This window comes from uncultured Sphingosinicella sp., assembly GCF_963974575.1.
Taxonomy (GTDB): domain Bacteria; phylum Pseudomonadota; class Alphaproteobacteria; order Sphingomonadales; family Sphingomonadaceae; genus Sphingosinicella.
Window position 1 is genome coordinate 69,566 of the sequence record NZ_CAXBBQ010000010.1, and the last position, 21,728, is coordinate 91,293.

Genomic DNA, 21,728 nt, shown 5'->3' on the forward strand with positions numbered 1-21,728 from the left:
AAAGCAATATCGTGACGACAGCGTCGATCGCCTCCGCCGTGCACGGTGAGGAGCAGGGCTTCCTTGGCCACCCGAAGGGCCTTGCCTATCTCGCGTTCACCGAGGCGTGGGAGCGCCTGTCCTTCTACGGCATGTCGAGCTTGCTGCTGCTCTACATCCTCCAGCGGCTGCTGACGCCGGAGATCGCGGGCAGCGTCCTTGCGTTCGGCAGTCTCCGGGCGGGGATCGAGACGCTGACCGGCCCGCTTTCCAACCAGGCCTTCGCGAGCCAGGTGTTCAGCCTCTATTCGGGGCTCGTCTATTTCACGCCGGTGTTCGGCGGAATGCTTGCGGACCGTCTTCTGGGCCAGCGGCGCACCGTAGTGCTCGGCGCGCTGCTCATGGTCGCGGGCCATGTGCTGATGGTCTTTGATGCGAGCTTCCTGATCGCGCTGTCGCTGCTGATCCTGGGAACGGGATGCCTCAAGGGCAATATCTCCGCGCAAGTCGGGCAGCTTTACGCGCCGGGCGACGAGGGGCGACGGACCCGCGCGTTTGCGATCTTCTATGCCGCGATCAACACCGGCGCCCTACTCGGCCCGCTGGTGTGCGGCGTGCTCGCGCAGGTCTACGGTTGGCACGTCGGCTTCGGCGCGGCCGGTGCGCTGATGCTGATCGCGCTTGTGGTTTACGGCGCGGGCTGGAAGCATCTCCCTCCCGACCGCAAGCGGCAGAGCAGCACGGCTGCCTCCACAGCGCTGGCACCACGCGATTGGCGGATCATTGCCGCGTTGCTGTTCGTGAGCATGATCGGGATTCTGCCCGGCGCGGCCTATTTTCAGGAAATGAATGCCGGCCTGCTGCTCATCGAAGCGTCGGTAGATCGCGGCCTCTTCGGCTGGACCATTCCGGCGACATCGTTCAACGCGCTCGACGGGCTGTTCTGCATCATGGCTGTGCCGCTCCTGATCGCGCTTTGGCAGTGGCAGGCCAAACGGAACCGCGAACCGCACGATCTCACCAAGATCACGATCGGTTATCTGATCATTGCCGCTGCCAATCTGATGATGGTCGTTCCCGCCGGGTGGGTCGACAATGGCGAGACCGTCAGCGCGCTCTGGCCGGTCGCGCTCTATGCGCTGAACGCCCTGGGGTTCATATTCTATTGGCCGACCCAGCTGGCGCTCTATTCGCGTGCGGCACCGGCGCAGGTCAATTCGACGATGATGGGCATCCTTTTCCTGTCCATCTTCCTCGGCAATCTCCTCGTCGGCACACTCGCCGGACTCTGGGAGACGCTGAGCCACGCCAGCTTCTTCGCGCTCCATGCGGCGCTCGCGTTCGCAGCGTTCCTGATCATGCTGATTGTAATGCGCCCGATCGGGAAGCTGCTCGCACAGCCTCAGGTTTCAAGCCGCGATCAGCGCTGATGCGAGTCTGCCTTGGCCGGCTTCGTGTAGGGAACGAACTTGCCGAGCCCCACCGATCCAGCCGGCATGTGCGATCCGGCATCCAACAGGCGCACGATGTCGACCGAGCAGAGCTGGTCCGAATGCGTGTTCGTGACGAGCACATAGTCCCGCCGCAGCGATGCCGCACCCGAATCGGGTATGTTGACATAGATCGTGCCGCCCGACGTTTCATAAATGATCGCCTTGCGGTCGATAATCCGAGAGGAGCGGATGTCCCGCTGCGACAGGCAATCCTTTGGCTTGCCGGCGACGCGGCCTTCGATCGCACGCGCGAGCTGCTCGTCGGGGGTTGGCTGTTTCGCCTGCGCGGCCGTGCCGGCGAGCAGTGCGCCGGACAGAAGAATGAAGAACGACCTTTTCATCTGGCCTTCCTTTTGGCTTGATCTGAAGACTGTGCCTCATTTTCCACCTCCGAACATGGCTGGAGAATGAACGACGTCTATCGGAAGGTTACGCGCGAATGAGCGCGACCACGATCGCCAGCTGCAACAGCGTTTGGGCGGCAAGGAACACGAGCAGGAGCGGCGGCGCGGCGCGAAGGTCTTCAAGCCGGGTGGAAAGCCCGAGCGCGGCGACGGCCGCCGTCAGCAGCCATGTCGCCGCCGTGCTGCCGAGGCTGATGAGGAGTGGCGGGGCGAGCCCGAACCCGGCGATCAGGGCAAGCGCGACATAGGCGATCAGAAATGCGGGCAGCAGTCCGGGGCGCGTGCCGCCGTCATGCTTCGCGCGAAGCAGGATGCCGAAGCAAAGAACGATGGGCAAAAGCCCCGCGACGCGGATCATCTTCACGGCGACCGCCTGCGTCGCGACCTCCGGCGAGACCGCAAGCCCGGCCCCCGCCACCTGCGCGACATCGTGGATGGCCGCGCCGAACAGCAGCGCGGTTTCCGCCGGGGAAAAGCCGAGCACGACTGCGAGCGGCGGATACGCCAGCATCACGATCGTGCTCAGCAGCGAGACGACGATGACGACAAGCGTGGTCATCCGTTCGAGCGCGGCACGCTGCGGAAAGATCGCGGAAACCGCCAGCGCGGCGGAGGCACCGCACACCGCCACAGCGGCCGCAGCCACGGCCGCGACCTGCCGGTCGCGCAGCATGGGCCTTGCGATCAGGTAGCCGGCGCCGATCGTGGCGACGAGCGAAACCGCGACAATGCCGATCGCACGTGGGCCGAGCGCGGCAAGGTCGGGTGCTGCGAGGCGAAGCCCGAGCAGGGCCACGGCGATGCGCAGCAGCGTGCGGCTGCAATAGCGTATGCCGGGTTCGGTGGCTTCCGCGAGCCCGGGAAGCAGCACACGCGCGATCATCCCCAGCACCAGTGCGACAACCACGCCGGGAAGCCCCGAAACGCTGGCGATTGCGATCGCGCCTGCCGCCAGCGAGGCGCAGAGCGCGATGCCTGAAAGGAAAAGTGTTGCGCGCGGCCGCGGATTTGCGCCCGTATCGGCCTGCGCCGGTTCGCTCCCGATGCTGGCCACGGCTAGCGGGCGCCGCTCAGGTCTCCGTCGATGCGGGGAACGCGGCGGTCGCGGTGCGCAACCATCCGGTCATGAAGAATACGGATCTGGTCGCTGCCCGTCCGGACGAACAGGAACGGCAGCAGCCCGTGGAGCAGGCAGGCGAGACAGCCGCCGAACATACGCATCGAAAAGCCGAACGACATGGCCATGTGCTCGAAATAGCTCTCACCGACCGAAGCTGGATGATTTGTGAAAAGCCCGAAAAAGGATCGCATGTGTTCTCCGCCTCATTTCCGTCCGCTGATGAGGAGAGAATAGGTAGGTGACGGGGAAAGGTGGCACCAAATGCGCTACAATTTTGCTGAATCGTTGGGATGAATACTTGTCAATCAAAGTTTTCATGGTTTTTTGTTCCAAGTCCGAAATCTGGACGCAAAGCGCGTCATCCCCTTAAATCGCGTTCGCACAGCGGCAGGACTGCGATATGTCCTGCCTGGCGGGCGGTCGTGAGTGCGTCTTGCGTGGGGGGAGTTGAGTTCAGATGATTTTTGTTCGGCCGGGTCACCGGCAGCTTGGTGTGCTCACCGTTCTTGCGATCCTGCTCGACGGTCTCGATGGCCAGGCGCTGAGCTTTGCCTTGCCCGCCATCGCAGCCGAATGGGGCGCGGAGAAAAGTGCGTTCGGTCTCGTTTTCATGGCCGGGCTCGTCGGCATGGCGGCGGGAACCGTCGTGCTCGGCTATGTCGGCGATCGTTTCGGCAGGCACATCGCGCTCGGCATCAGCGTTGTGCTTTTCGGCCTGTTCACGGGGCTTTGCGCCATGGCGGGCAGCGTGAATGAAATCCTGCTCCTGCGGTTCATCGCCGGTCTTGGCATGGGCGGCGCGCTTCCGAATGCGGCTGCGCTGATGTCCGAAACCATAGCGCCCCGATGGCGGGCCGTCGCGGTCACCGCCACCATCCTCTGCATTCCGCTCGGCGGGATGCTGGGCGGTATCATCGCGTCATGGGTGCTGCCCGCGTTTGGCTGGCGGCCTCTTTTCATCGGTTGCGGCGTGGCCTCGATCCTGCTCGGCGCGCTACTGTTCCTTCAGAAGCATGAAGCCGTGGCCGCACCTGAAACGCCCGATGTCAGTCCTTTGCCTTCACTGGGTTTCGGCAAGACCCTCGCCCTGGTGCTCGGCAAGGGTGCGCGGCGCGATACGCTGGCGATGTGGATTTCGTATTTCTGGTCGCTGATGGCCGTTTACCTCTCGCTCAACTGGCTGCCGAGTCTGCTGGTCGGGGCTGGCTTCGGTCTCGGCGATGCAAGCATCGGCGCGGCGCTTTTCAACTGCGGCGGCATCGTGGGCGCGCTGCTCGGCGCGCTGCTCATTCGCACGTACGGGTCGCGGGCCGTGCTCGTCGCGATGGCGCTTGGCGGCGCTGTCACCAGCGTGCTGCTCGCTGTTTTTCCGCCGAACCCGGATGCGTTCCTGCTCAGCGTTTCGCTCATCGCCGTGCTCGGCATTTCCAGCGCGGGCATCCAGTCGATTCTCTTCGCGGTCGCCGCGCAGCTCTACACGGTCGAGACGCGGTCGACGGCGATCGGCGTGGCGCTCGGCTTCGGGCGGACGGGCGCGATGATCAGCGCGGTGGCGGGCGGCGTGCTCATCGGCTGGCAGGCCGGCGCCTTTTTCGTCACCATAGCCCTTCTGATGGCGCTGCTTGCCGTGTCGCTGATGATCCTGCGCAGGCATATCGAAAGGCACCGCGACCCGGCCTGACCGGGCCTTCGCCATCGCGGCGCCGATGCCGGCCTTGATCCCTCGAAAGAAGCAGGACTATGACGGGTTCATATCCAAAGTTTCAGGGGATTTTCCATATGCGTCGTGTTTCTGCCGTCAGCCTCGCCCTGCTCTCCACCTCGCTCCTCGCCGCGCAGCCCGCGCCGACGGGCGACGCCGTTACCCTCGTTTATGCCGGAACGCTGCTTGCCGAGCCCGGCAAGGCGCCGCGCGGGCCGAGCACGATCGTCATTCGGAACGGCAAGATCGCCGAAGTGCGCGATGGCTATGCCGAGCCGCAGGCGGGCGCGAAGGTCGTTGATCTCAAGGACCGCTTCGTGATGCCGGGCCTCATCGACCTCCACGTCCACTTCTGGGGCATCGGCGCCGATCCGCTGCGCGCCCGGCTCGCGGGAATGACCAACGACGACGGCGACGACATGATGTATGCGGTTTCGAACGCGCGGGTCACGCTCGACGCGGGTTTCACCACGGTGCGTGACCTCGGCGGCGACGCACGCGGCATCCGCGCGCTTCGTGATGGCATCGAACGCGGCGATGTCGCCGGACCGACGATCGTCAACGCAGGCGCGCCGATCTCCGTTTCGGGTGGACATGGCGATCCGTCCAACGGCCTTGCCGCGACGTTCTTCGACGCCGTTCACCAGCATCAGATCAACACCTGCGACGGCCCGGACGATTGCCGCCGCGCGGTCCGCCAGCAGGTCGCGCTCGGCGCGCAGGTCATCAAGTTCATGTCGACCGGCGGCGTGCTTTCCAACGTCTCGGGTGGTCTCGGCCGCTCGATGACCGACGATGAAATCAAGGCGGTGATCGACACGGCGCATGGCCTTGGTCGCAAGGTCGCCACACACAGTCACCATGCCGCAGGCACCAAGGCCGCTGCGCCGGCGGGTGTCGATACGGTCGATCACGGCACGTTCCTCGATGACGAGGCGATCAAGCTGATGAAGACGCACGGCACCTGGCTCGTGCCCACCATGCTCGCGGCGAACACCGCCGTCGAGCAGGCGCGTGCGGGCGCACTGCCCCCGGCCGTGGTTCCGAAGGCGGAAGAGGCCGTCACCGCCGCGTTCAACAGCCACAAGAAGGCGTTTGCCGCGGGCGTTAAGGTCGCGTTCGGCACCGACAGCGGCGTTTCGAAACACGGTGAAAACGCCCGCGAGTTCGCTCTGCTGGTGAAGGCGGGCATGACACCGGCCGCCGCACTTCAAACCGCGACGGTGAACGCTGCCGAAGCGCTTGGCCGCTCGGCGGCCATCGGCACGATCACGCCGGGCAAGGATGCGGACATCATCGCCGTCGCGGGCAGCCCGCTCGACGACGTGACGCGCATGGAAAGCGTCGATTTCGTGATGCGCCGCGGCGTCGTTCACAAGGCGGGCGGCAAGCGTCAGGGTTTCCCGGCGGATTGATTTCCGTGCCAGGGAGCCGCGGCCGCATCGCGTTGATCGGCGCGGCCGCGCTCCTGTGGGCCGCCGCAGCGCATTTCGGCGGCCCTGCGTCGAGCGCCGATGCGGCGCTGCTTGCGGCGCTTCATGCAGGGCAAATACCGGGTCTCGCGACCGCTGCACGCGTCGTGACCGAGCTCGGCGGTTGGATTGCGCTTACGGCAGCGACTGCAAGCGCGGTGATCTGGCTCTGGCTTCGGCAGCGTCGTCGAGAGGCGCTATTCCTGTTTCTTGTCGTTGCGGGTGCCCGCCTTGCCGCGGCGGCTCAGAAGCACTTTTTCGCGCGGGAGCGACCGGACGTCGCTCATTTGGTGGATGTCAGTTCGGCCTCGTTTCCGAGCGGCCATGCCGCGAACAGCCTCGTCACATTTCTGGTTCTCGCGGTCGTGCTTTCAAGGTCGCGGTCTGCGGTGGGTCTCGCGGTCGCGTTTGCCGGATGTGTCGGGATCAGCCGCGTGATGCTCGGCGTGCACTGGCCCTCCGATGTGCTCGGCGGCTGGGCCTTTGGCTTGGCATGGGTGCTTGCGGCGCTGTGCATCCGCGATCGCCTGCAGTCCGGTGCGGCGATCCCCTTGGCCTCGCCACCGCGAAAGGGCTAGGCTGGTCGCCGATGATCCGGGAGGAGATGATCCGTTGACGGTTGCCAGCATCGCACTCCCCCGCATCCTGCGGATCGGCGGCGGCGCCGCACAGCAGCTTGCCGAGGTGCTCGGCGTGCTCGGCGTGTCGCGGCCGCTCGTCGTCACCGATGCCTTCCTCGCCGGGCAGGGCATGGTCGAGCGGCTGCTGGACGGGCTGCACGCCGCCGGGATCACGGCGCGCGTCTTCACCGAAACGGTGCCGGACCCCACCGTCGCCTCGATCGAGGCGGGTCTCGCGTTCCTGAAGGCGGGCGACCACGACTGCGTCGTCGGCTTCGGCGGCGGTAGCCCGCTCGATAGCGCCAAGGCGATCGCCATGCTCGCCGTCCACGGCGGCGCGATGGCAGACTACAAGGTGCCGCACGTGCAGGATGCGCCGGGCCTGCCGGTGATCGCGATTCCCACGACGGCGGGCACAGGCTCGGAGGCGACGCGCTTCACGATCGTCACCGACGGCGAAACCGACGAGAAGATGCTCTGCGCGGGCCTTGCCTATCTGCCCGTCGCGGCGCTCGTCGATTACGAACTGACGCTCGGCAAGCCGCGGCGGCTTACCGCCGACACGGGCATCGATTCGCTCACGCACGCGATCGAGGCCTATGTGTCCCGAAAGGCCAACCCGTTCAGCGACGGCATGGCACTGTCGGCGATGCGGCTCATTGCGCCCAACATCCGCCGCGTCTGCGCCGACCCCGGCGATCGTCCGGCGCGGGAGGCGATGATGCTCGGCGCGATGCAGGGCGGCATCGCCTTCTCGAACAGCTCGGTCGCGCTCGTGCACGGCATGAGCCGACCGATCGGCGCGCATTTCCATGTGCCGCACGGGCTTTCGAACGCCATGCTGCTCCCCGCCGTCACGGCGTGGTCTGCGCCTGCCGCGATGGGGCGCTATGCGGACTGCGCGCGCGCCATAGGCGTCGCGGAGGAGGGGGAGGGCGATCAATCGGCGGTCGCACGCCTGCTGGAAGAACTCTCGGCCCTCAATCGCGATCTCGACGTGCCGTCGCCCGCCGCGTGGGGCATCGATGAGGCGCGCTGGAACGATCTCGTGCCGCTGATGTGCGCACAGGCGCTCGCCTCGGGCTCACCCGCGAACAACCCGCGCGTTCCCGACGAAGCGGAGGTGGCTGCGCTCTACGCCCGTGTCTGGGAAGGCGCCTGAACGCGACAGGGTGGCGTCAGCTATGGCGGGCACAAGGGGCATAAGGGGGAAGATTATGCTGCTTGTTACGGCTCTCATCGCATCGCTGGCCGCGTCGACGGCTCCGGAAACCCCTGCTGCCGGAAAGGGCGCCGCGAACAATTTTGCGCGCTCGGCGGACGCGCGCGAAGGCGCGCTCGACAGCTTCACCAACACAGGCACGGACGACCCTGCGGCGCTGCTGAAGCACCTTCAGCAAGAGATTTACGTCAACCAGCAGCTCGCGATCCTGACCCAGTTTCGGCTCGACTATTCGGACCGCATCCGGCTCTCGACCGAGTATGTGAACAGCGACGGGGAGCTCATCCCGACGCACGTTTTCATGCCGGTCAAGGCGTCGAATGCGCGCCGTCCCGCCGTTGTTATGGTGCACGGCGGCTTCCACGAGCGGCTGGAGCCGTCATGGTTTCCGCTCATCGAAGCGGTGGTGGAGGCGGGTTATGTCGTGCTGTTCCCGGAATATCGCGGCAGCCGCGGCTACGGAGACGCGATCTACCAGAACGATTACGGCAACACCGATGTCGCCGATGTGCTCGCGGCGGCGCGCTACGCTGCGACGCGCCCGGATATCGACGGCGGCCGCATCGGCATCCTCGGTCAGAGCCGTGGCGGCATGGTGACGCTGCTCGCCATCGAGCGCGCGCCCAAGCAGTTCAAGGCGGCGGTCGATATCGTCGGGCTCACCGATTTCGTGGCCTACATGTCCTACAAGCCGGACTACCGCCGCAAGGAAATCGCGGAGACCAACCCGAGCTTCAAGGGCAAGCTCCCGCACGAGAACCTGCCTGCCTACATCAACGTGTCGCCGATCAACTTCGTCGACAAGATCGAGGCGCCCGTGCTCGTGCTCGCCACCAGCGGCGACAAGATCGTGCCGCATACGATCCATACCGGCCGGCTCATCGATGCGCTGAAGGCGAACGGCAAGGTCCACGAGGCCAGGATTTACGACGAGGCGCCCGGCGGCCACGTGTTCATGAAGGGTGCGACGCCTGAGCGCGATGACGCGCTGAAGCGCATCGTTGCCTGGTTCAACCGCTGGATGGGGCCTGCGCGTTAAGCGCCGGCCTCATCCTTCATTCCAAAGCGATCGAGAAACCCGGAGAGGCGCCAGATCGTGTCCTCGCGCGAGGGTTCTTCAACCAGCCTGCCCAGCATGAACCGGATCGGCAGATTGCCGAGCAGTATGGCGAGGTAAAGGTCTGCGGCCTGCTGCGGACGGTCGACTTGCGCGAGGCCGCGCGCGTTCCAGTTTTCGAAGAGGGTCGCGATATGGGCGACGTATTTCATCTGCATGTCGTTATCGAACGCCTCGCCGAAATCGGGATCGGTAAGGCTTTCCGTGATCACGAGGCGCATGACGGCGATCTTGCGCGGATTTGTTGCAAAAGCGAGATAACGGATCGCGAACTCTTCGAGGATGCGCCGTGGCGGCAATCCGCTGGCCAGCAGCGTATCCAGATCCTTGAGGCTTTCGTCGTTGCTGCGGTCAACCACGGCGCGTAACAGGCCCTGCTTGTTGCCGAACATCTGGTAGATCGTGGCGAGCGAACCGCCGGAGCGCTGCACGATCGTGCTCAGGCTGACGGAAGGATAGCCGTATTCAAGGAACAAGGCCTCTGCCGCGTCGAGAATAGCCTGCCGCCGGGCGGTGCGGCGCTCGTCCTGAGTCAAGCGCGGTGCGTCTAGCTGTTCTGCCTCTGCGTTCATGCTATTCTGGCGTCCCCCATTTTGATCTTATCTTTGTTTGTTGACCTGTAATGTACGTTACACTACAGGCCTTGGCAAGGGCGGTGCCGACAGTGTCCCGATTCATCCCCCGCGACGGAGTTTTCATGCGTAACAACCGATGGCTGGCAGCGGCGGCACTCGCCGCCTGCGCGTGGCTTTCCGCCTGCGCGGATGATGCGCCGCCCGCGCCGCCGCCACCCGAGGTCGAGGTCGTCACGGTCCGGCCGCAGCCGATCGCGAACGTCATCGAGCTGCCGGGCCGCGTGCAGGCGATCCGAACCGCCGAGGTGCGCGCGCGCGTGGACGGCATCATCGAACGCCGCCTGTTCGACGAGGGTACGGACGTGAAGGCGGGGCAGGCGCTGTTCGCCATCGATCCGCGCGAGATGACCGCTGCGCTGAATGCCGCGCAGGCATCGCTCGCCCGCGCGCAGGCGACGTCGGCGAACGCGGCGCAGGATCTGCAGCGCTACGAGGGGCTGATCGCTGGTCAGGCGATCAGCAAGCAGGAATATGATGCGGCGAAGGCGCGCCTCGGCACGGCGCAGGCCGATGTCGATCAGGCGCGCGCGCAGGTCGCGTCGGCCCGGCTCAACCTCGGCTACGCCACCGTTCGGGCGCCGATCGCAGGCCGCGCGGGGCGGGCGCAGGTCACCGAGGGCGCGCTCGTCAGCGCGTCGCAGGGCACGCTGCTCACCACGATCGAGCAGATCGATTCGATCTACGTGAACTTCTCCCAGTCGAGTTCCGATCTGCTCGCGATCCGCCGCGACATCGCGGGCGGCAAGCTGCACATCCCGGAGCTTGGCCGCTGGGACGTGACGCTGATTCTTGAGGACGGCACGGCGTACGAGCAGACCGGCCATATCGACTTCCTCGACCTCTCGATAGACGAGGCGACAGGCACCGCCGCGCTGCGTGCCGAGTTCCCGAACCCCCGGCGGATATTGCTGCCCGGCCAGTTCGTGCGCGCGCAGATCGGCGCCGGAACGCGGGCGAACGGCATCCTTGTGCCGCAGCGCGCGGTCACCGTCGCTGAAGACGGCGGGAGCGTCTACGTGGTCGGCGCCAAGGACGTTGCCGAGGTGCGCCCCGTGAAGCTCGGCCGGCTTCAGGGCAAAAGCTGGGTGATCGACGAGGGCCTTCACAGCGGCGACCGTGTCGTAGTGAGCGGGCTTCAGGGTGTCCGTCCCGGCCAGCCCGTTCGCATCGCCGGGGCTGCGCCGAAAAAGGCTGCAGAGAAGGCTGCCGGCGTCAAATGACCCCGCGTTTTTTCATCGATCGCCCCGTCTTCTCGTGGGTGCTCGCGCTCTGTATCACGCTTGCGGGCGTGCTGGCGCTGCGCGGCTTGCCGGTCGAGCAGTATCCGTCGGTCGCGCCGCCGTCGCTCACGATCCAGCTTACTTATCCCGGCGCCGACGCCGCGGTGCTCGAACAGAACGTCACGCAGGTGATCGAGCAGCAGCTGAACGGCGTCGAGGGCTTCCTCTACATGTCGTCGACCAGCCTCTCGAACGGCACGGCGGAAATTCACGTCACCTTCAGCACCGGCACCGATATCAACGAAGCCCAGATGGAGGTGCAGAATCGCCTGCGCCGCGTCGAACAACGGCTCCCCGAAGAGGTGCGCCGCCAAGGCATTTCCGTTGCCGAGGCGAACACCGGCTTCCTGCTGATTGTTGGGCTGCAATCGAAGAGTGGTCAAACCGCCGCGCTTGATCTCGGCAATTTCGCCAACAGCCGCGTCGTCGATGAACTGCGCCGCGTGTCGGGCGTCGGCGAGGTGCAGGTGTTCACGCCGCCCTACGCGATGCGTATCTGGCTCGATCCGCAGAAGCTTGCGAACTACCGCCTTTCGGCCGCCGAAGCGCTCGCGGCAGTGCGCGAGCAGAACAGCCAGTCGCCGGGCGGTGCACTCGGCGACCGGCCGCTGGCGAATGGAAGCGAGCTCAACGCCACGATCATCACGCAAAGCCGTTTCACCAATCCCGAACAGTTCGCGGCGATCATCCTGCGCGCGAACCCGGATGGCTCGGCCGTACGCCTCAAGGATGTGGCACGCGTCGAACTCGGCGCGCAGAGCTATCTCTTCGATTCCGAACTGAACGGAAATCCGGTGGCCGGCATCGCCGTGCAGATGACGCCCGGCGCGAATGCGCTCGCCACGGCACAGGGCGTCAATGCGCGCATGAAAGAGCTGGAGCGCAGCTTCCCCTCCGACATCACGTGGTCGATTCCCTACGACACGACGCCGTTCATCAATGTCTCGATCGAGGAGGTCGTGAAGGCGCTCGCGGAGGCGATGGTGCTCGTCTTCCTCGTGATGTTCCTGTTCCTTCAGAACTGGCGGGCGACGCTCATTCCCACGATTGTCGTTCCGATCGCGCTCGCCGGCGCCTGTCTCGGCCTCTGGCTGTTCGGCTTTTCGATCAACGTGCTGTCGCTGTTCGGCATGGTGCTCGCCATCGGCATCCTCGTCGACGATGCCATCGTCGTCATCGAAAATGTCGAGCGCATCATGGTCGAGGAAAAGCTGTCGCCATACGAGGCGACGGTGAAGGCGATGAGCCAGATCACCTCGGCGATCATCGGCATCACGCTCGTGCTGATGGCGGTGTTCATTCCGATGGCGTTTTTTCCGGGCTCGACCGGACAGATTTATCGCCAGTTTTCGGTGACGCTGATCGTTTCCATCGGCTTCTCCGCGCTGCTGGCGTTGACACTGACACCCGCGCTCTGCGCCACGTTCCTGAAGCCGCACACTGAGGTCAAGGAACGGGAAGGCCGGTTCGCGCGGGTCACGGGCGGTTTCTTCGATCGGTTCAACGCCTGGTTCTCCCGGTCGACGGATCGTTATCAGGGTGCGGTCGGCAAGGTTCTGTCGCGGCCGCTGCGCTGGCTCGCGGTGTTCGTGCTGCTCTTTGGCCTTACCGCGATCATGTTCACGCGGCTTCCCGGCGGCTTCCTGCCCACGGAAGATCAGGGCAGCATCATCACCGTGATTCAGGCGCCCGCCGGTGCGACCCGTGAGCGCACCGAGGAAGCGATTGTTCAGGTGAAGGCGTTCTATGCCTCGCAGCCGCAGGTGCAGAACGTCTTCGTCGTGCGCGGGTTCAGCTTTTTCGGTCAGGGACAGGGCAACGCGATCATCTTCGTGAACCTGAAACCGTGGGCCGAGCGCAAGGGCGTCGAGAACAAGGCGGATGCAATCGTCGGCCGGGCCATGGGCGCCTTCATGCAGATCAAGCAGGCGATGGTGTTCGCGCTCAATCCGCCCTCAATTCAGGAACTCGGCACAGCCGGCGGTTTCACGTTCAAGCTGCAGGATCGCGGTGGTCACGGGCACAAGGCGCTTACCGCCGCGCAGGGGCAGCTTTTGGGTTTGGCCTCGCAAAGCCCGGTGCTGTCGGGCGTACGGCCTGATGGACAACCCGAAGCGCCCCAGCTTCGCGTGCTCATCGATCGCATCAAGGCGCGCGCGCTCGGGCTTTCGATCGGCGATGTGAATGATACGCTCGCGATTTCGTTCGGCAGTGCCTACGCGAACGATTTCACCCGCGATGGCCGCGTTCTGCAGGTGCTCCTGCAGGCCGACGCGCCCTTCCGCATGACCCCGCAGGACGTGCTTGATCTCAAGGTGCGCAGTGCATCGGGCGACATGGTGCCGTTCGGGGCCTTTACGCAGGTGGAATGGACAGCGGGCCCGCAGCAGCTCCAGCGCTACAACGGCTATCCATCGATGACGATCTCCGGCGCGGCCGCGCCGGGGCGTTCGACGGGTGAGGCGATGGCGGAAATGGAGCAGCTCGCCGCGCAGCTTCCAGAAGGCTTCGCCTACGAATGGACCGGCATCTCCTACGAGGAGAAGCAGTCGGCGGGTCAGATCGGCCTGCTGCTCGGCCTGTCGCTTGTCGTCGTCTATCTGCTTCTCGCAGCGCTCTACGAAAGCTGGGCGGTGCCCGTGTCGGTGCTGCTCATCGTGCCGCTCGGCGTGCTCGGCTCGGTGCTGCTGACGGCGATGCGCGGGCTTTCGGCGGACATCTATTTCAACGTCGGCCTTGTCACCATCATCGGCCTCGCCGCGAAGAACGCGATCCTCATCGTCGAGTTCGCGATCGAGGAGGAAGCGAAGGGCAAGTCGCCGCTCGAAGCAACGATGGAAGCCGTGAAGCTCCGCCTCAGGCCCATCATCATGACGTCGATGGCGTTCATCGGCGGCATGTTCCCGCTGTTCATCGCGAGCGGCGCGGGCGCGGCGAGCCGGCGCGCGGTCGGCACCGGCGTGATGGGCGGCATGATCACCGCGACGCTCATCGGCATCTTCCTCATTCCGCTGTTCTATTATGCGGTGCGCCGCTGGATCAGCCGCAAACGCCCGCCCGCGCCCGGCGAGCTGCGTCACGTGGAGACGCCCGATGCGTAAGCTTCTGCTCCTCTCCGCGCTGCTCGTGTCCGCGTGCCAGATGGCGCCAACACACGAGCGCCCGGCACTGCCGACTGCGTCCGCCTATCCGCTGTCCCCGGACCCGGCGGATGGTGCGCGCGCGGAAACCATCGGCTGGCGCGATTTCTTCGCCGATCCGGCGCTCCGCACGCTGATCGACGCCGCGCTGGAGCGCAACCGCGACCTCGCCGTTTCGATCGCCCGCATCGAAGAAGCGCGCGGGCTCTATCGCATCCAGCGTGCCGATCGCCTCCCGACCCTCGCTGCGAGCGGCGAGGCCACGCGGAGCCGAGGGCAGGTTTTCACGCCAACGGGTGCGACCGTGGCGGAGCAGGACCGCTTCTCCGTCGGTGTCGGCGTTTCGGCGTTCGAACTCGATTTCTGGGGCCGCGTCCGCAACCTTTCAGAAGCGGCGCGGGCGCAATATCTCTCCACGGTACAGGCCGAACGCGCGTTCCGGCTCAGCCTCGTCCGCGACGTCGCGACAACGTGGTTCGCGCTGCGCGAGACCGAGGAGCGCATCACGCTCGCCGAAGCGACGGTGAAAAGCCGTGAAGACGGCGTGCGCATCGCCCAGCGCCGCCTTGACGCAGGCGTCACCTCCGCGCTCGATTTCCGGCAGGCCGAATCGCTGCTCACACAGGCCGAAACCGAGCTTGCCGGGCTCCGCCTTTCGCGCAGCCGCAACGCGAACTTCCTCGCCGTTCTGGTCGGCGGGGCGCTTCCCGAAACCGCGCCGCCCCTCGCACTCGCCGAGCAGGACGGCTTCCCGAGGCTCGCCGCCGGTCTGCCGTCGGACCTCCTGACGCTGCGGCCGGATATCCTCGCCGCGGAAGAAACACTCCGCGCCGCCCGCGCCAATATTGGTGCGGCGCGCGCGGCGTTCTTCCCGACGATCTCGCTCACCGGCACGCTGGGCTTCGCATCGGGCGAGCTCGATTCGCTTTTCGATAACGGCAGCTTCAACTGGAGCGTCGGCCCGGCGCTCAATCTGCCGATTTTCGATTTCGGCCGCCGCAAGGGCAATCTCACCGTTGCGGAGGCGCGCGAGGACATCGCCGTCGCCCAGTACGAGCAGACCGTCCAGATCGCCTTTCGCGAGGTGGCCGATGCACTCGCGGGCCGCCGCTTCCTTGCCGAGCAGATGCTCGCGCAGCTCCGCGCGACCGAAGCCCAGCGGCACATCGCGCAGCTCGCCCGCACGCGGTATCGCGAAGGCGTCGTCGGCTATCTCGAAGTGCTGGATGCCGAACGCAACCTGTTCGATGCCGAGCAGGCGCTGATCACCGCGAACCGCGCCGTGCTCGACAATCGCGTCGCGCTCTACGTCGCGCTCGGCGGCGGGCTCGTCGAAGGCGGCGGTTCTTAGACTTTCAGGGCTTGCACGCGGTGCGTGTCCTCTCCCAAAGAGAGGGCATGACGGTCACCATTGATATCGGAAACGATCGGTCCGGGCAGCCCGTGCCGATCGACCTCCAGGAATTGCTTGCAACCCGCCTGCTCGTGCAGGGCAACTCGGGCTCGGGCAAGTCGCACCTGCTGCGCCGTCTGCTCGAAGAAAGCGCGGGAAGCGTGCAGCAGGTGGTGATCGATCCTGAAGGTGATTTCGTTACGCTTTCAGAACCGTTCGGCCATTCGGTGATCGAGGCGGCGGATTACGGCGAGAGAGAGATCGGCCATTTCGCGGCGCGCGTGCGCGAACACCGTGCGTCGGTCGTGCTCAACCTCGAAGACCTGGACGTAGAGGCGCAAATGCGCTGCGCCGCCACGTTCCTTTCGGGCCTGTTCGATGCCCCGCGCGAACAGTGGTATCCCGTGCTCGTCGTCGTCGACGAAGCGCAGCTCTTCGCGCCCGCCGGCGCAGGCGACGTTTCAGACGATGTCCGCCGTACCTCGCTTGCCGCGATGACGAACCTGATGTGCCGTGGCCGCAAGCGCGGGCTTGCCGGCGTCATCGCCACGCAGCGCCTCGCCAAGCTCGCCAAGAACGTCGCCGCCGAGGCGTCGAATTTCCTGATGGGCCGCACCTTCCTCGATATCGACATGGCGCGCGCCGCCGATCTGCTCGGCATGGAGCGGCGGCAGGCCGAAGCGATCCGCGATCTCGATCGGGGGTCGTTCCTTGCGCTCGGGCCTGCGATCTCGCGGCGTCCGGTGCCGGTGAAGATCGGTGCTGTGCGCACGCAGGCGCGCGGCAGCGGTCCGTCTTTGGCGCCGCTTCCCACCGATGCGGCGGAGGTGAGGGGTCTTATCTTCGCGCCCGTGCCAGAGGATGCGCCGCTCCCCGCGCCGCCGCCGCGCACGCCGGTTCCCGCCGAAACGCTGCTGCGCCGCGTCGCGCAGGAGCTTCGCCCCGCCGCGCCCGTGCCCGAAGGCCCGCCGCCCGATCCCGAGGCCGTGAGCGCCATCATTGCGGATGTGCTCGATGCCATGCTCGCGGAGGAGGGCAGCGAGCACCGCACCCCGAGCGTGCTTTTTCAGGATTTTCAGGTTCGCTGCCGCATGGCGGGGCTTGCCTCGCCGCCGCTCGATCTCGATGGGTTCAGCCGCCGGCTTTCCTGCGCGCGCGCCGGGATCGCGAACCCGGAGGATGAAGACTGGCGCGACGCAATGGCGCTCGCCGATACGCTTCCCGCAGAGATGGTCGGCGCGTTTCTGCTCATCGCCCATGCGGCGCGCGAACGTCTGCCGTGTCCCGAAGACACGGCGATCGCTGCCGTCTACGGCACAAGCTCGCTCGGCCGCGTCCGCCGCCTGCTCGGTTATATGGAAAGCACCGGCCTCATCGTCAGTCGCAACGATCTTTCCGGTAACCGCACGATCAGCATCCCGCAGCTCGGCTGCGCGACGGCCCCGTCGGTCACATCCGGCCCGCGCGCCGCGCGGCGGCGGCTCGCTGGCGGCTGAAGCCTATTCGGGCGCAGCGATCTCGCTCGCCACCATCGTGCGTTCATCGCGCGCGATCGACCACAGGCGGCGGGGCTGCTTCGGGTCCCAGTCGATAGCCTGTCCGGGCGTTGCGATCGGAATCGTCGCAACATGTGTCAGCACCGATCCCGCCTCCGGCAGTTCGAGCACGTAAAGCTCCGGATGGTCGTGTCCCGTGATGTAGAGGCGGCCATCCGCACCCCAACTCGCGCCTGAACAGCTTTTGGGCGCGAAGCGCGCGAGAATCTCCGGCGGAAACACCCACGCGGCGTCTTTCCGGAAAGCATCGTCCATGCGCACGAGCGTGGTATGGCGATGGTCCCGTCCAGGCTCGCCGCCCTTGCCGTCATAGTTTGCGAACACCGCCCACCACTTGCCCGCGTGCCGCTCCATCACCGTCAGCGATCCGGGGCCAAAGCCGAGGCTGATGCTGCGGACATGCCGCATGGAGCGCGTATCGAAGATCTCGACCGCGCTCGTTTGCGGCACGGCCGGATAGTTCGAAGCCGCGCACACGAGTTCGTGCTTCACCACGGTGCAGCTGTTCATGTGCGGGAACAGCGCGCGCTCGCCCTGCCACCCCGCAACCCGCTTGCCCGTGGCGATCTCGTATTTGCCGATGCGATCGTTATCGATCGCATAAACATACGTCCCGTCGGAGGCGACACCCTGGTTCGCCTCCTCCGCCGGAATTTGCAGCGTAACCGGCGCTGCTGCGGTCAGCAGCGCCAATACGATCGCAGAGCTTACCACCGCAGCGATGCGCCCACGTTGAAGGTGCGGCCATAACGCTCGTTCTGGATCACCCAGTTGCGGACGCCGCCTTGATACTGCCGGGTCGGCTCGTCGGTCAGGTTCTGGCCTTCCGCAAAGACACGCACGTTGGGCGTGATGTCGAATGCGACCTTGGCATCGAGCCGGCGGAGGTCGTCGTTGTACTCATCTGCGAACGCTTCGTCGGCGACAGAGAGCAGCGCGCGTCCGGTGTGGTGATACGCGACCGAGGCCTCGACAATACCCTTCTGATAGAAGAGCTGGGCGCCCCACAGCAGCTTGGACTGTTCCGGGAAGTCGGTGCTGCCACGGCCCGGATTGCGCAGGTTGCCATCGATCAATGCGACGTTGAGGTTCACGCCGAAGCCCGAGAGCAAGCCGGGCAGGAAAGTGAATTGCTGCTGATAGGCGGCTTCGAGGCCGATAATGTCACCCTTTTCCGCATTCTGCTGCTGAGAGAAGCTGAGTGTTGCAAAATCGCGGCCACCGAAGCTCGTGTCAAACAGCGTGTAGCTTTCGGTGAAGATCGGGTTCTTGATGAACTTCGCGAACGCGCCGACATAGACGAGGCCGCCTGGTGCGAAATACCATTCCGCCGTCGCGTCCAGCGAGTCGGCGATATAGGGCTTCAGGTTCGGGTTGCCGAGGCTGATGCCACCTTCGAACGTTCCGTCGCCGATGGGTTCGTAGGTGAGTTCGCCGCCGGGCGAGAGGTCCGCATATTGCGGGCGTCCGACGCTGCGCGAATAGGCAATACGAAACACGGTTTCGTCAGACGGCGTGATCCGTACAACGAGGCTCGGCAGAAAATCCGTGTAGGAACGGCTGCCGCTCGTTGACACCACATCCGTATCGTTTTCCAGGCGGAATCCGGTGATGGAAAGCTTGGTGCGTTCAATGCGCATACCGGCGGTCAAGGCGATATCCCCGAAATCGAGGTTCGCCATCGCATAGCCGGCATAGACGTCTTCATCGAGGCTGAAATCGTTCAGCGTCGCGTTCGCCAGCGATGTCGCCGTGTCGAGGACGAACTGTGCGCCGCCGAGCTTGCCGTCGGTGTATGCGCGGATCAGATCGGCATCGATTGCAGGGCTGAGGAGATAATTGTGTCCGCCGCCCGGCTTCACGATCACGTCCTCACCAGCGAGGCCATCCATCGTGAACCGGTTGGGCGCAGTTCCGCGCGTGTAGCTGTCGTTCTGGCCGTCGAAGCTTTTGTCGGTCAGCCGTACGTTGGCTCCGATCTTGAGGAAGCTGTTCATGCCGAGCGCGAGGCTGCGCTTCAGATCGGTGCGGAATTGCCAGGTGTCTTCCTCGCCGCTTTCGTCCTGTGCCGTATAGCTGCGGAAACCCATGCTGGAGGGTGCGAGGTAACCGTTCACGGGCACGGCCGTGTAGAGCTTATCGGTGAAGTCGAGCGCCACCCGCTTGCCATTCGCGTCGGCGGTGGGCGTACCCCGGAATTGCCACAGCTCGTTCGGCTCGATCACCTCATTGTGGATGCGTGCCGCGCCGTAATCGATCGTCCAGTCTTCTCCGAAGCGGGTGGTGCCGCCCGCCATGAACGCCAGGATCGACTTCTCCTTATATTCCAGGCGAAGGTCCGAACGCTGCTCGCTCATCGCGGCCATGCCGGTAAGGCCGTTCGCATCCCACGTAATGTTGGAGAAATCGAGCCGGAAGCGCTGGCGGTATTCGTCTTCGGTGAACTTCGAATAGATGCCGCGCAGGTAAAGCTCGGTGCTTTCACCCCGCCAGTCGAGCGACCCGGAAAGGCCGATGCGTTCGCGCTTCAGGCTATAGTCTGTATACTTGATGTTGGTCGGCACGGCGCCGCGCGCGGGCGCACCGGAGACCGCCACGGCGTCGGGGTTCCAGTTGTCTGGATAAATGCCGTAGCTCGTAAATGTCCGGTCGGAATAGCTCGCCCCGACCAGAATGCCGAATTGTTCGTCGGAACCGAAGCGGCCGCCGATGGTGATATCGCCGCGGATCGGCTGATCGCTCTTGCGGAGTTCCTGATAACCGACCTGGGCATTTGCCGAGAGCGTGAAGGGTTTATCGAAATCGAAGGCCGTCTGCGGCACGAGGTTGATCGTGGCGCCGATGCCCTGGCCGATCAGGTCGGCGGTCTTCACCTTCGAAACTTCGACCCGGTTCAGCAACTGGCCCGACATGATGTCGAGCGGGAGTGAACGCGTCGTGCCGTCGGGGTTGCCGATCTCGAAGCCGTTCAGCGTGTAGCCGTTGAGGCTCGAAGGAATGCCGCGCACCGCGACATAGCGGCCTTCGCCCTGGTCGTATTGCACGCCGACGCCGGGCAGGCGCTCGATCACCTCGGCGACGTTCTTGTCGGGAAGCTGGCCGATTTCGTCGGCGGCGGCCACGTCCATGATGCCGAGCGCTTCGCGCTTCTCTTCGATCGAGCGCTGCTGCTGCGCGCGCTGGCCGGTGATGACAATTTCCTCTTCAACCATCTCTTGGGCGGACGCCGCGTGCGCGCCAAGAACGGCAAGAAGGCTGACGGATACGAGAAGCGACTTTTGCATTTTTTCCCCGATGGCTGAATGTCGGGGAGCGGGTAGTTCGGCTCTGCGAAGGAACGGCGTCGCTGCGGTTACAAGATTATGACTTCATGCCGCTTTTCTTACGACTGTGGCCAGTTCTCCAGCACGTCCACGAAGCGGCTCAGCCACGTGTTCGTCTGGTGCCCGTCGACGACGCGGTGGTCGATGGTGAGCGACACATAGGCCATGGGCCGGATCTGGATCGTATCGACGCCGCCAACCTCGCGCACGACCACGCGCTTCTCGGTTTTGCCGATGCCGAGGATCGCCGATTGCGGCTGGCTGATGATGATGGGCGTGGCGAGCAGCGAGCCTGAAACGCCGTGGTTCGAAATCGTGAACGTGCCGCCCGAAACATCGCCGCCTGAAAGCTTCCCGTCGCGCGCGCGCGTCACGAGATCGGTGAGGCGCTGCGCAATGCCGAGCAGCGACAGCGCCTGCGCGCCGTGCACCACCGGCACGATCAATCCCTTGTCGCCAAGCGCGGTGCCGACGCCGATGTTGATGTCGTCGTAGATGTCCAGCCGGTCGTCGAACCAGCGGCTGTTGATCGCGGGCGCGGCGCGCATCGCCTCCACGCACGCGGCGATGAAATAGGTGGTGAACGTGAGGCTCGCGCCCGAGGCGGCGAAGGCATCCTTGTGCGCCTTGCGGTGCGCCATGATCGCGGAGAAGTCGCACTCGAACACGGCGGTCACATGCGGCGCGGTGGTGACGGAGCCGAGCATGTTGCGCGCGATCGCGAGCCGCATCCGGTCGTGCGGCACGCTGGTCACGCCGCCGCTCTTGGCGGGGGGCTGCGGCGAAGACGCTTTCGGCGCTGCGGTCGCCGGTGCTTCGGCGCGCTCCGCCACGTGGCGTTCCACGTCATTCCGCGTGATGCGCCCGCCGCGTCCGGTGCCGGTGAGGTTGGCGGGATCGACGTCATGCTCCTGAACCGCGCGGCGGACCGAAGGCGACAGCCAGTTGGCGGGCGCCGGGCGTTCGTTTGTCGGCGCGGCTTTCGGCGTTTCGACGGGCGCGGCGGTCTCGGGCGCCGGCGGCGCAGCGGAATCCGCCGGGCGCAGACGCCCAAGCAGCGCGCCCGGTGTCGCCTCGGCATCGGTATCGAGCAGGATTTCGCCGAGAATGCCGTCGGCGGGCGCAGGCACCTCCTGCGTCACCTTGTCGGTCTCCAACTCCACGAGCGGGTCGTTCTCCTTCACCGCCTCGCCGACCTTGACGAGCCAGCTCCGCACGATGGCCTTGGTCCCCTCCTGTTCGTAGGGAACGAGAATATCGATCATGGACCTG

17 protein-coding genes are annotated in these 21,728 nt (G+C 65.4%); 10 read left to right on the top strand and 7 right to left on the bottom strand.

The features are described from left to right. Nucleotides 1–11: 11 nt before the first annotated feature. Complete coding sequence (locus AAC014_RS16165) at nucleotides 12–1,409, top strand: peptide MFS transporter (protein WP_339710506.1); 1,398 nt, start codon at nucleotides 12–14, stop codon at nucleotides 1,407–1,409. Here the strand turns inward: AAC014_RS16165 and AAC014_RS16170 are convergent. The 3 genes from AAC014_RS16170 to AAC014_RS16180 all read right to left on the bottom strand — a co-directional run bounded on the left by AAC014_RS16170 (nucleotide 1,400) and on the right by AAC014_RS16180 (nucleotide 3,187). After that, nucleotides 1,400–1,813 (bottom strand): hypothetical protein, encoded by a 414-nt coding sequence (locus tag AAC014_RS16170; protein WP_339710509.1) that lies wholly within the window; start codon nucleotides 1,811–1,813, stop codon nucleotides 1,400–1,402. The two genes, AAC014_RS16165 and AAC014_RS16170, sit on opposite strands and share 10 nt — an antisense overlap. Before the next feature lie 88 nt (nucleotides 1,814–1,901). Further along, nucleotides 1,902–2,930 carry a putative sulfate exporter family transporter gene (locus tag AAC014_RS16175; RefSeq protein ID WP_339710512.1) on the bottom strand — a complete coding sequence of 343 codons (1,029 nt, stop codon included), beginning with the start codon at nucleotides 2,928–2,930 and terminating at the stop codon, nucleotides 1,902–1,904. Nucleotides 2,931–2,932: 2 nt separating this feature from the next. After that, nucleotides 2,933–3,187, bottom strand: coding sequence for a DUF6356 family protein (locus AAC014_RS16180; protein WP_339710514.1), 255 nt, complete (start codon nucleotides 3,185–3,187; stop codon nucleotides 2,933–2,935). 266 nt (nucleotides 3,188–3,453) lie between these two features. Here AAC014_RS16180 and AAC014_RS16185 point away from each other — a divergent pair, with 266 nt between their 5' ends. The 5 genes from AAC014_RS16185 to AAC014_RS16205 all read left to right on the top strand — a co-directional run bounded on the left by AAC014_RS16185 (nucleotide 3,454) and on the right by AAC014_RS16205 (nucleotide 9,051). Then, a complete protein-coding gene (locus AAC014_RS16185; protein ID WP_339710516.1) occupies nucleotides 3,454–4,677 on the top strand; it encodes an MFS transporter in 1,224 nt (407 codons plus the stop codon). Nucleotides 4,678–4,775: 98 nt separating this feature from the next. Beyond that, complete coding sequence (locus AAC014_RS16190) at nucleotides 4,776–6,113, top strand: amidohydrolase family protein (protein WP_339710519.1); 1,338 nt, start codon at nucleotides 4,776–4,778, stop codon at nucleotides 6,111–6,113. Nucleotides 6,114–6,118: 5 nt separating this feature from the next. Further along, on the top strand, nucleotides 6,119–6,748 hold the full coding sequence (locus AAC014_RS16195; RefSeq protein WP_339710522.1) for a phosphatase PAP2 family protein: 630 nt from the start codon (nucleotides 6,119–6,121) through the stop codon (nucleotides 6,746–6,748). A 34-nt stretch (nucleotides 6,749–6,782) separates the two neighbouring features. Beyond that, complete coding sequence (locus AAC014_RS16200; protein ID WP_339710524.1) at nucleotides 6,783–7,952, top strand: iron-containing alcohol dehydrogenase; 1,170 nt, start codon at nucleotides 6,783–6,785, stop codon at nucleotides 7,950–7,952. Nucleotides 7,953–8,007: 55 nt separating this feature from the next. Then, on the top strand, nucleotides 8,008–9,051 hold the full coding sequence (locus tag AAC014_RS16205; RefSeq protein WP_339710526.1) for an alpha/beta fold hydrolase: 1,044 nt from the start codon (nucleotides 8,008–8,010) through the stop codon (nucleotides 9,049–9,051). Here AAC014_RS16205 and AAC014_RS16210 read toward each other — a convergent pair. After that, complete coding sequence (locus tag AAC014_RS16210) at nucleotides 9,048–9,701, bottom strand: TetR/AcrR family transcriptional regulator (protein WP_339710529.1); 654 nt, start codon at nucleotides 9,699–9,701, stop codon at nucleotides 9,048–9,050. The two genes, AAC014_RS16205 and AAC014_RS16210, sit on opposite strands and share 4 nt — an antisense overlap. 125 nt (nucleotides 9,702–9,826) lie before the next feature. Between AAC014_RS16210 and AAC014_RS16215 the strand changes: the two genes are divergently transcribed. Genes AAC014_RS16215 through AAC014_RS16230 form a run of 4 tightly spaced genes read left to right on the top strand, consistent with a single transcriptional unit; the run spans nucleotide 9,827 to nucleotide 17,073 of the window. Next, a complete protein-coding gene (locus AAC014_RS16215) occupies nucleotides 9,827–10,984 on the top strand; it encodes an efflux RND transporter periplasmic adaptor subunit (protein ID WP_339710532.1) in 1,158 nt (385 codons plus the stop codon). Further along, nucleotides 10,981–14,145 carry an efflux RND transporter permease subunit gene (locus tag AAC014_RS16220; protein WP_339710535.1) on the top strand — a complete coding sequence of 1,055 codons (3,165 nt, stop codon included), beginning with the start codon at nucleotides 10,981–10,983 and terminating at the stop codon, nucleotides 14,143–14,145. Before AAC014_RS16215 ends, AAC014_RS16220 begins: the two co-directional genes overlap by 4 nt. Continuing rightward, a complete protein-coding gene (locus AAC014_RS16225) occupies nucleotides 14,138–15,535 on the top strand; it encodes an efflux transporter outer membrane subunit (protein ID WP_339710538.1) in 1,398 nt (465 codons plus the stop codon). The genes AAC014_RS16220 and AAC014_RS16225 overlap by 8 nt, the downstream gene beginning before the upstream one ends. Nucleotides 15,536–15,582: 47 nt before the next feature. After that, nucleotides 15,583–17,073 (top strand): ATP-binding protein, encoded by a 1,491-nt coding sequence (locus AAC014_RS16230; protein WP_339710541.1) that lies wholly within the window; start codon nucleotides 15,583–15,585, stop codon nucleotides 17,071–17,073. Nucleotides 17,074–17,076: 3 nt separating this feature from the next. On the opposite strand, the gene AAC014_RS16235 is transcribed toward AAC014_RS16230, so the two are convergent. The 3 genes from AAC014_RS16235 to AAC014_RS16245 form a co-directional block, all read right to left on the bottom strand. Next, nucleotides 17,077–17,847, bottom strand: a complete 771-nt coding sequence (locus AAC014_RS16235; RefSeq protein ID WP_339710544.1) for a hypothetical protein — start codon at nucleotides 17,845–17,847, stop codon at nucleotides 17,077–17,079. Further along, the gene (locus AAC014_RS16240) at nucleotides 17,841–20,417 is read right to left on the bottom strand and encodes a TonB-dependent receptor (RefSeq protein ID WP_339710546.1); all 2,577 of its coding nucleotides are present in this window, start codon (nucleotides 20,415–20,417) and stop codon (nucleotides 17,841–17,843) included. The genes AAC014_RS16235 and AAC014_RS16240 overlap by 7 nt, the downstream gene beginning before the upstream one ends. 98 nt (nucleotides 20,418–20,515) lie before the next feature. Then, nucleotides 20,516–21,721: a 2-oxo acid dehydrogenase subunit E2 gene (locus tag AAC014_RS16245; RefSeq protein ID WP_339710549.1), complete on the bottom strand. Its 1,206-nt coding sequence runs from the start codon at nucleotides 21,719–21,721 to the stop codon at nucleotides 20,516–20,518. Nucleotides 21,722–21,728 lie beyond the last annotated feature (7 nt).

Coding starts and splice junctions, on each gene's coding strand:
- AAC014_RS16170 (WP_339710509.1), bottom strand. CDS start 1,813: ATGAAAAGGTCGTTCTTCATTCTTCTGTCCGGCGCACTGCTCGCCGGC.
- AAC014_RS16180 (WP_339710514.1), bottom strand. CDS start 3,187: ATGCGATCCTTTTTCGGGCTTTTCACAAATCATCCAGCTTCGGTCGGT.
- AAC014_RS16185 (WP_339710516.1), top strand. CDS start 3,454: ATGATTTTTGTTCGGCCGGGTCACCGGCAGCTTGGTGTGCTCACCGTT.
- AAC014_RS16190 (WP_339710519.1), top strand. CDS start 4,776: ATGCGTCGTGTTTCTGCCGTCAGCCTCGCCCTGCTCTCCACCTCGCTC.
- AAC014_RS16205 (WP_339710526.1), top strand. CDS start 8,008: ATGCTGCTTGTTACGGCTCTCATCGCATCGCTGGCCGCGTCGACGGCT.
- AAC014_RS16210 (WP_339710529.1), bottom strand. CDS start 9,701: ATGAACGCAGAGGCAGAACAGCTAGACGCACCGCGCTTGACTCAGGAC.
- AAC014_RS16215 (WP_339710532.1), top strand. CDS start 9,827: ATGCGTAACAACCGATGGCTGGCAGCGGCGGCACTCGCCGCCTGCGCG.
- AAC014_RS16220 (WP_339710535.1), top strand. CDS start 10,981: ATGACCCCGCGTTTTTTCATCGATCGCCCCGTCTTCTCGTGGGTGCTC.
- AAC014_RS16225 (WP_339710538.1), top strand. CDS start 14,138: ATGCGTAAGCTTCTGCTCCTCTCCGCGCTGCTCGTGTCCGCGTGCCAG.
- AAC014_RS16230 (WP_339710541.1), top strand. CDS start 15,583: ATGACGGTCACCATTGATATCGGAAACGATCGGTCCGGGCAGCCCGTG.
- AAC014_RS16240 (WP_339710546.1), bottom strand. CDS start 20,417: ATGCAAAAGTCGCTTCTCGTATCCGTCAGCCTTCTTGCCGTTCTTGGC.
- AAC014_RS16245 (WP_339710549.1), bottom strand. CDS start 21,721: ATGATCGATATTCTCGTTCCCTACGAACAGGAGGGGACCAAGGCCATC.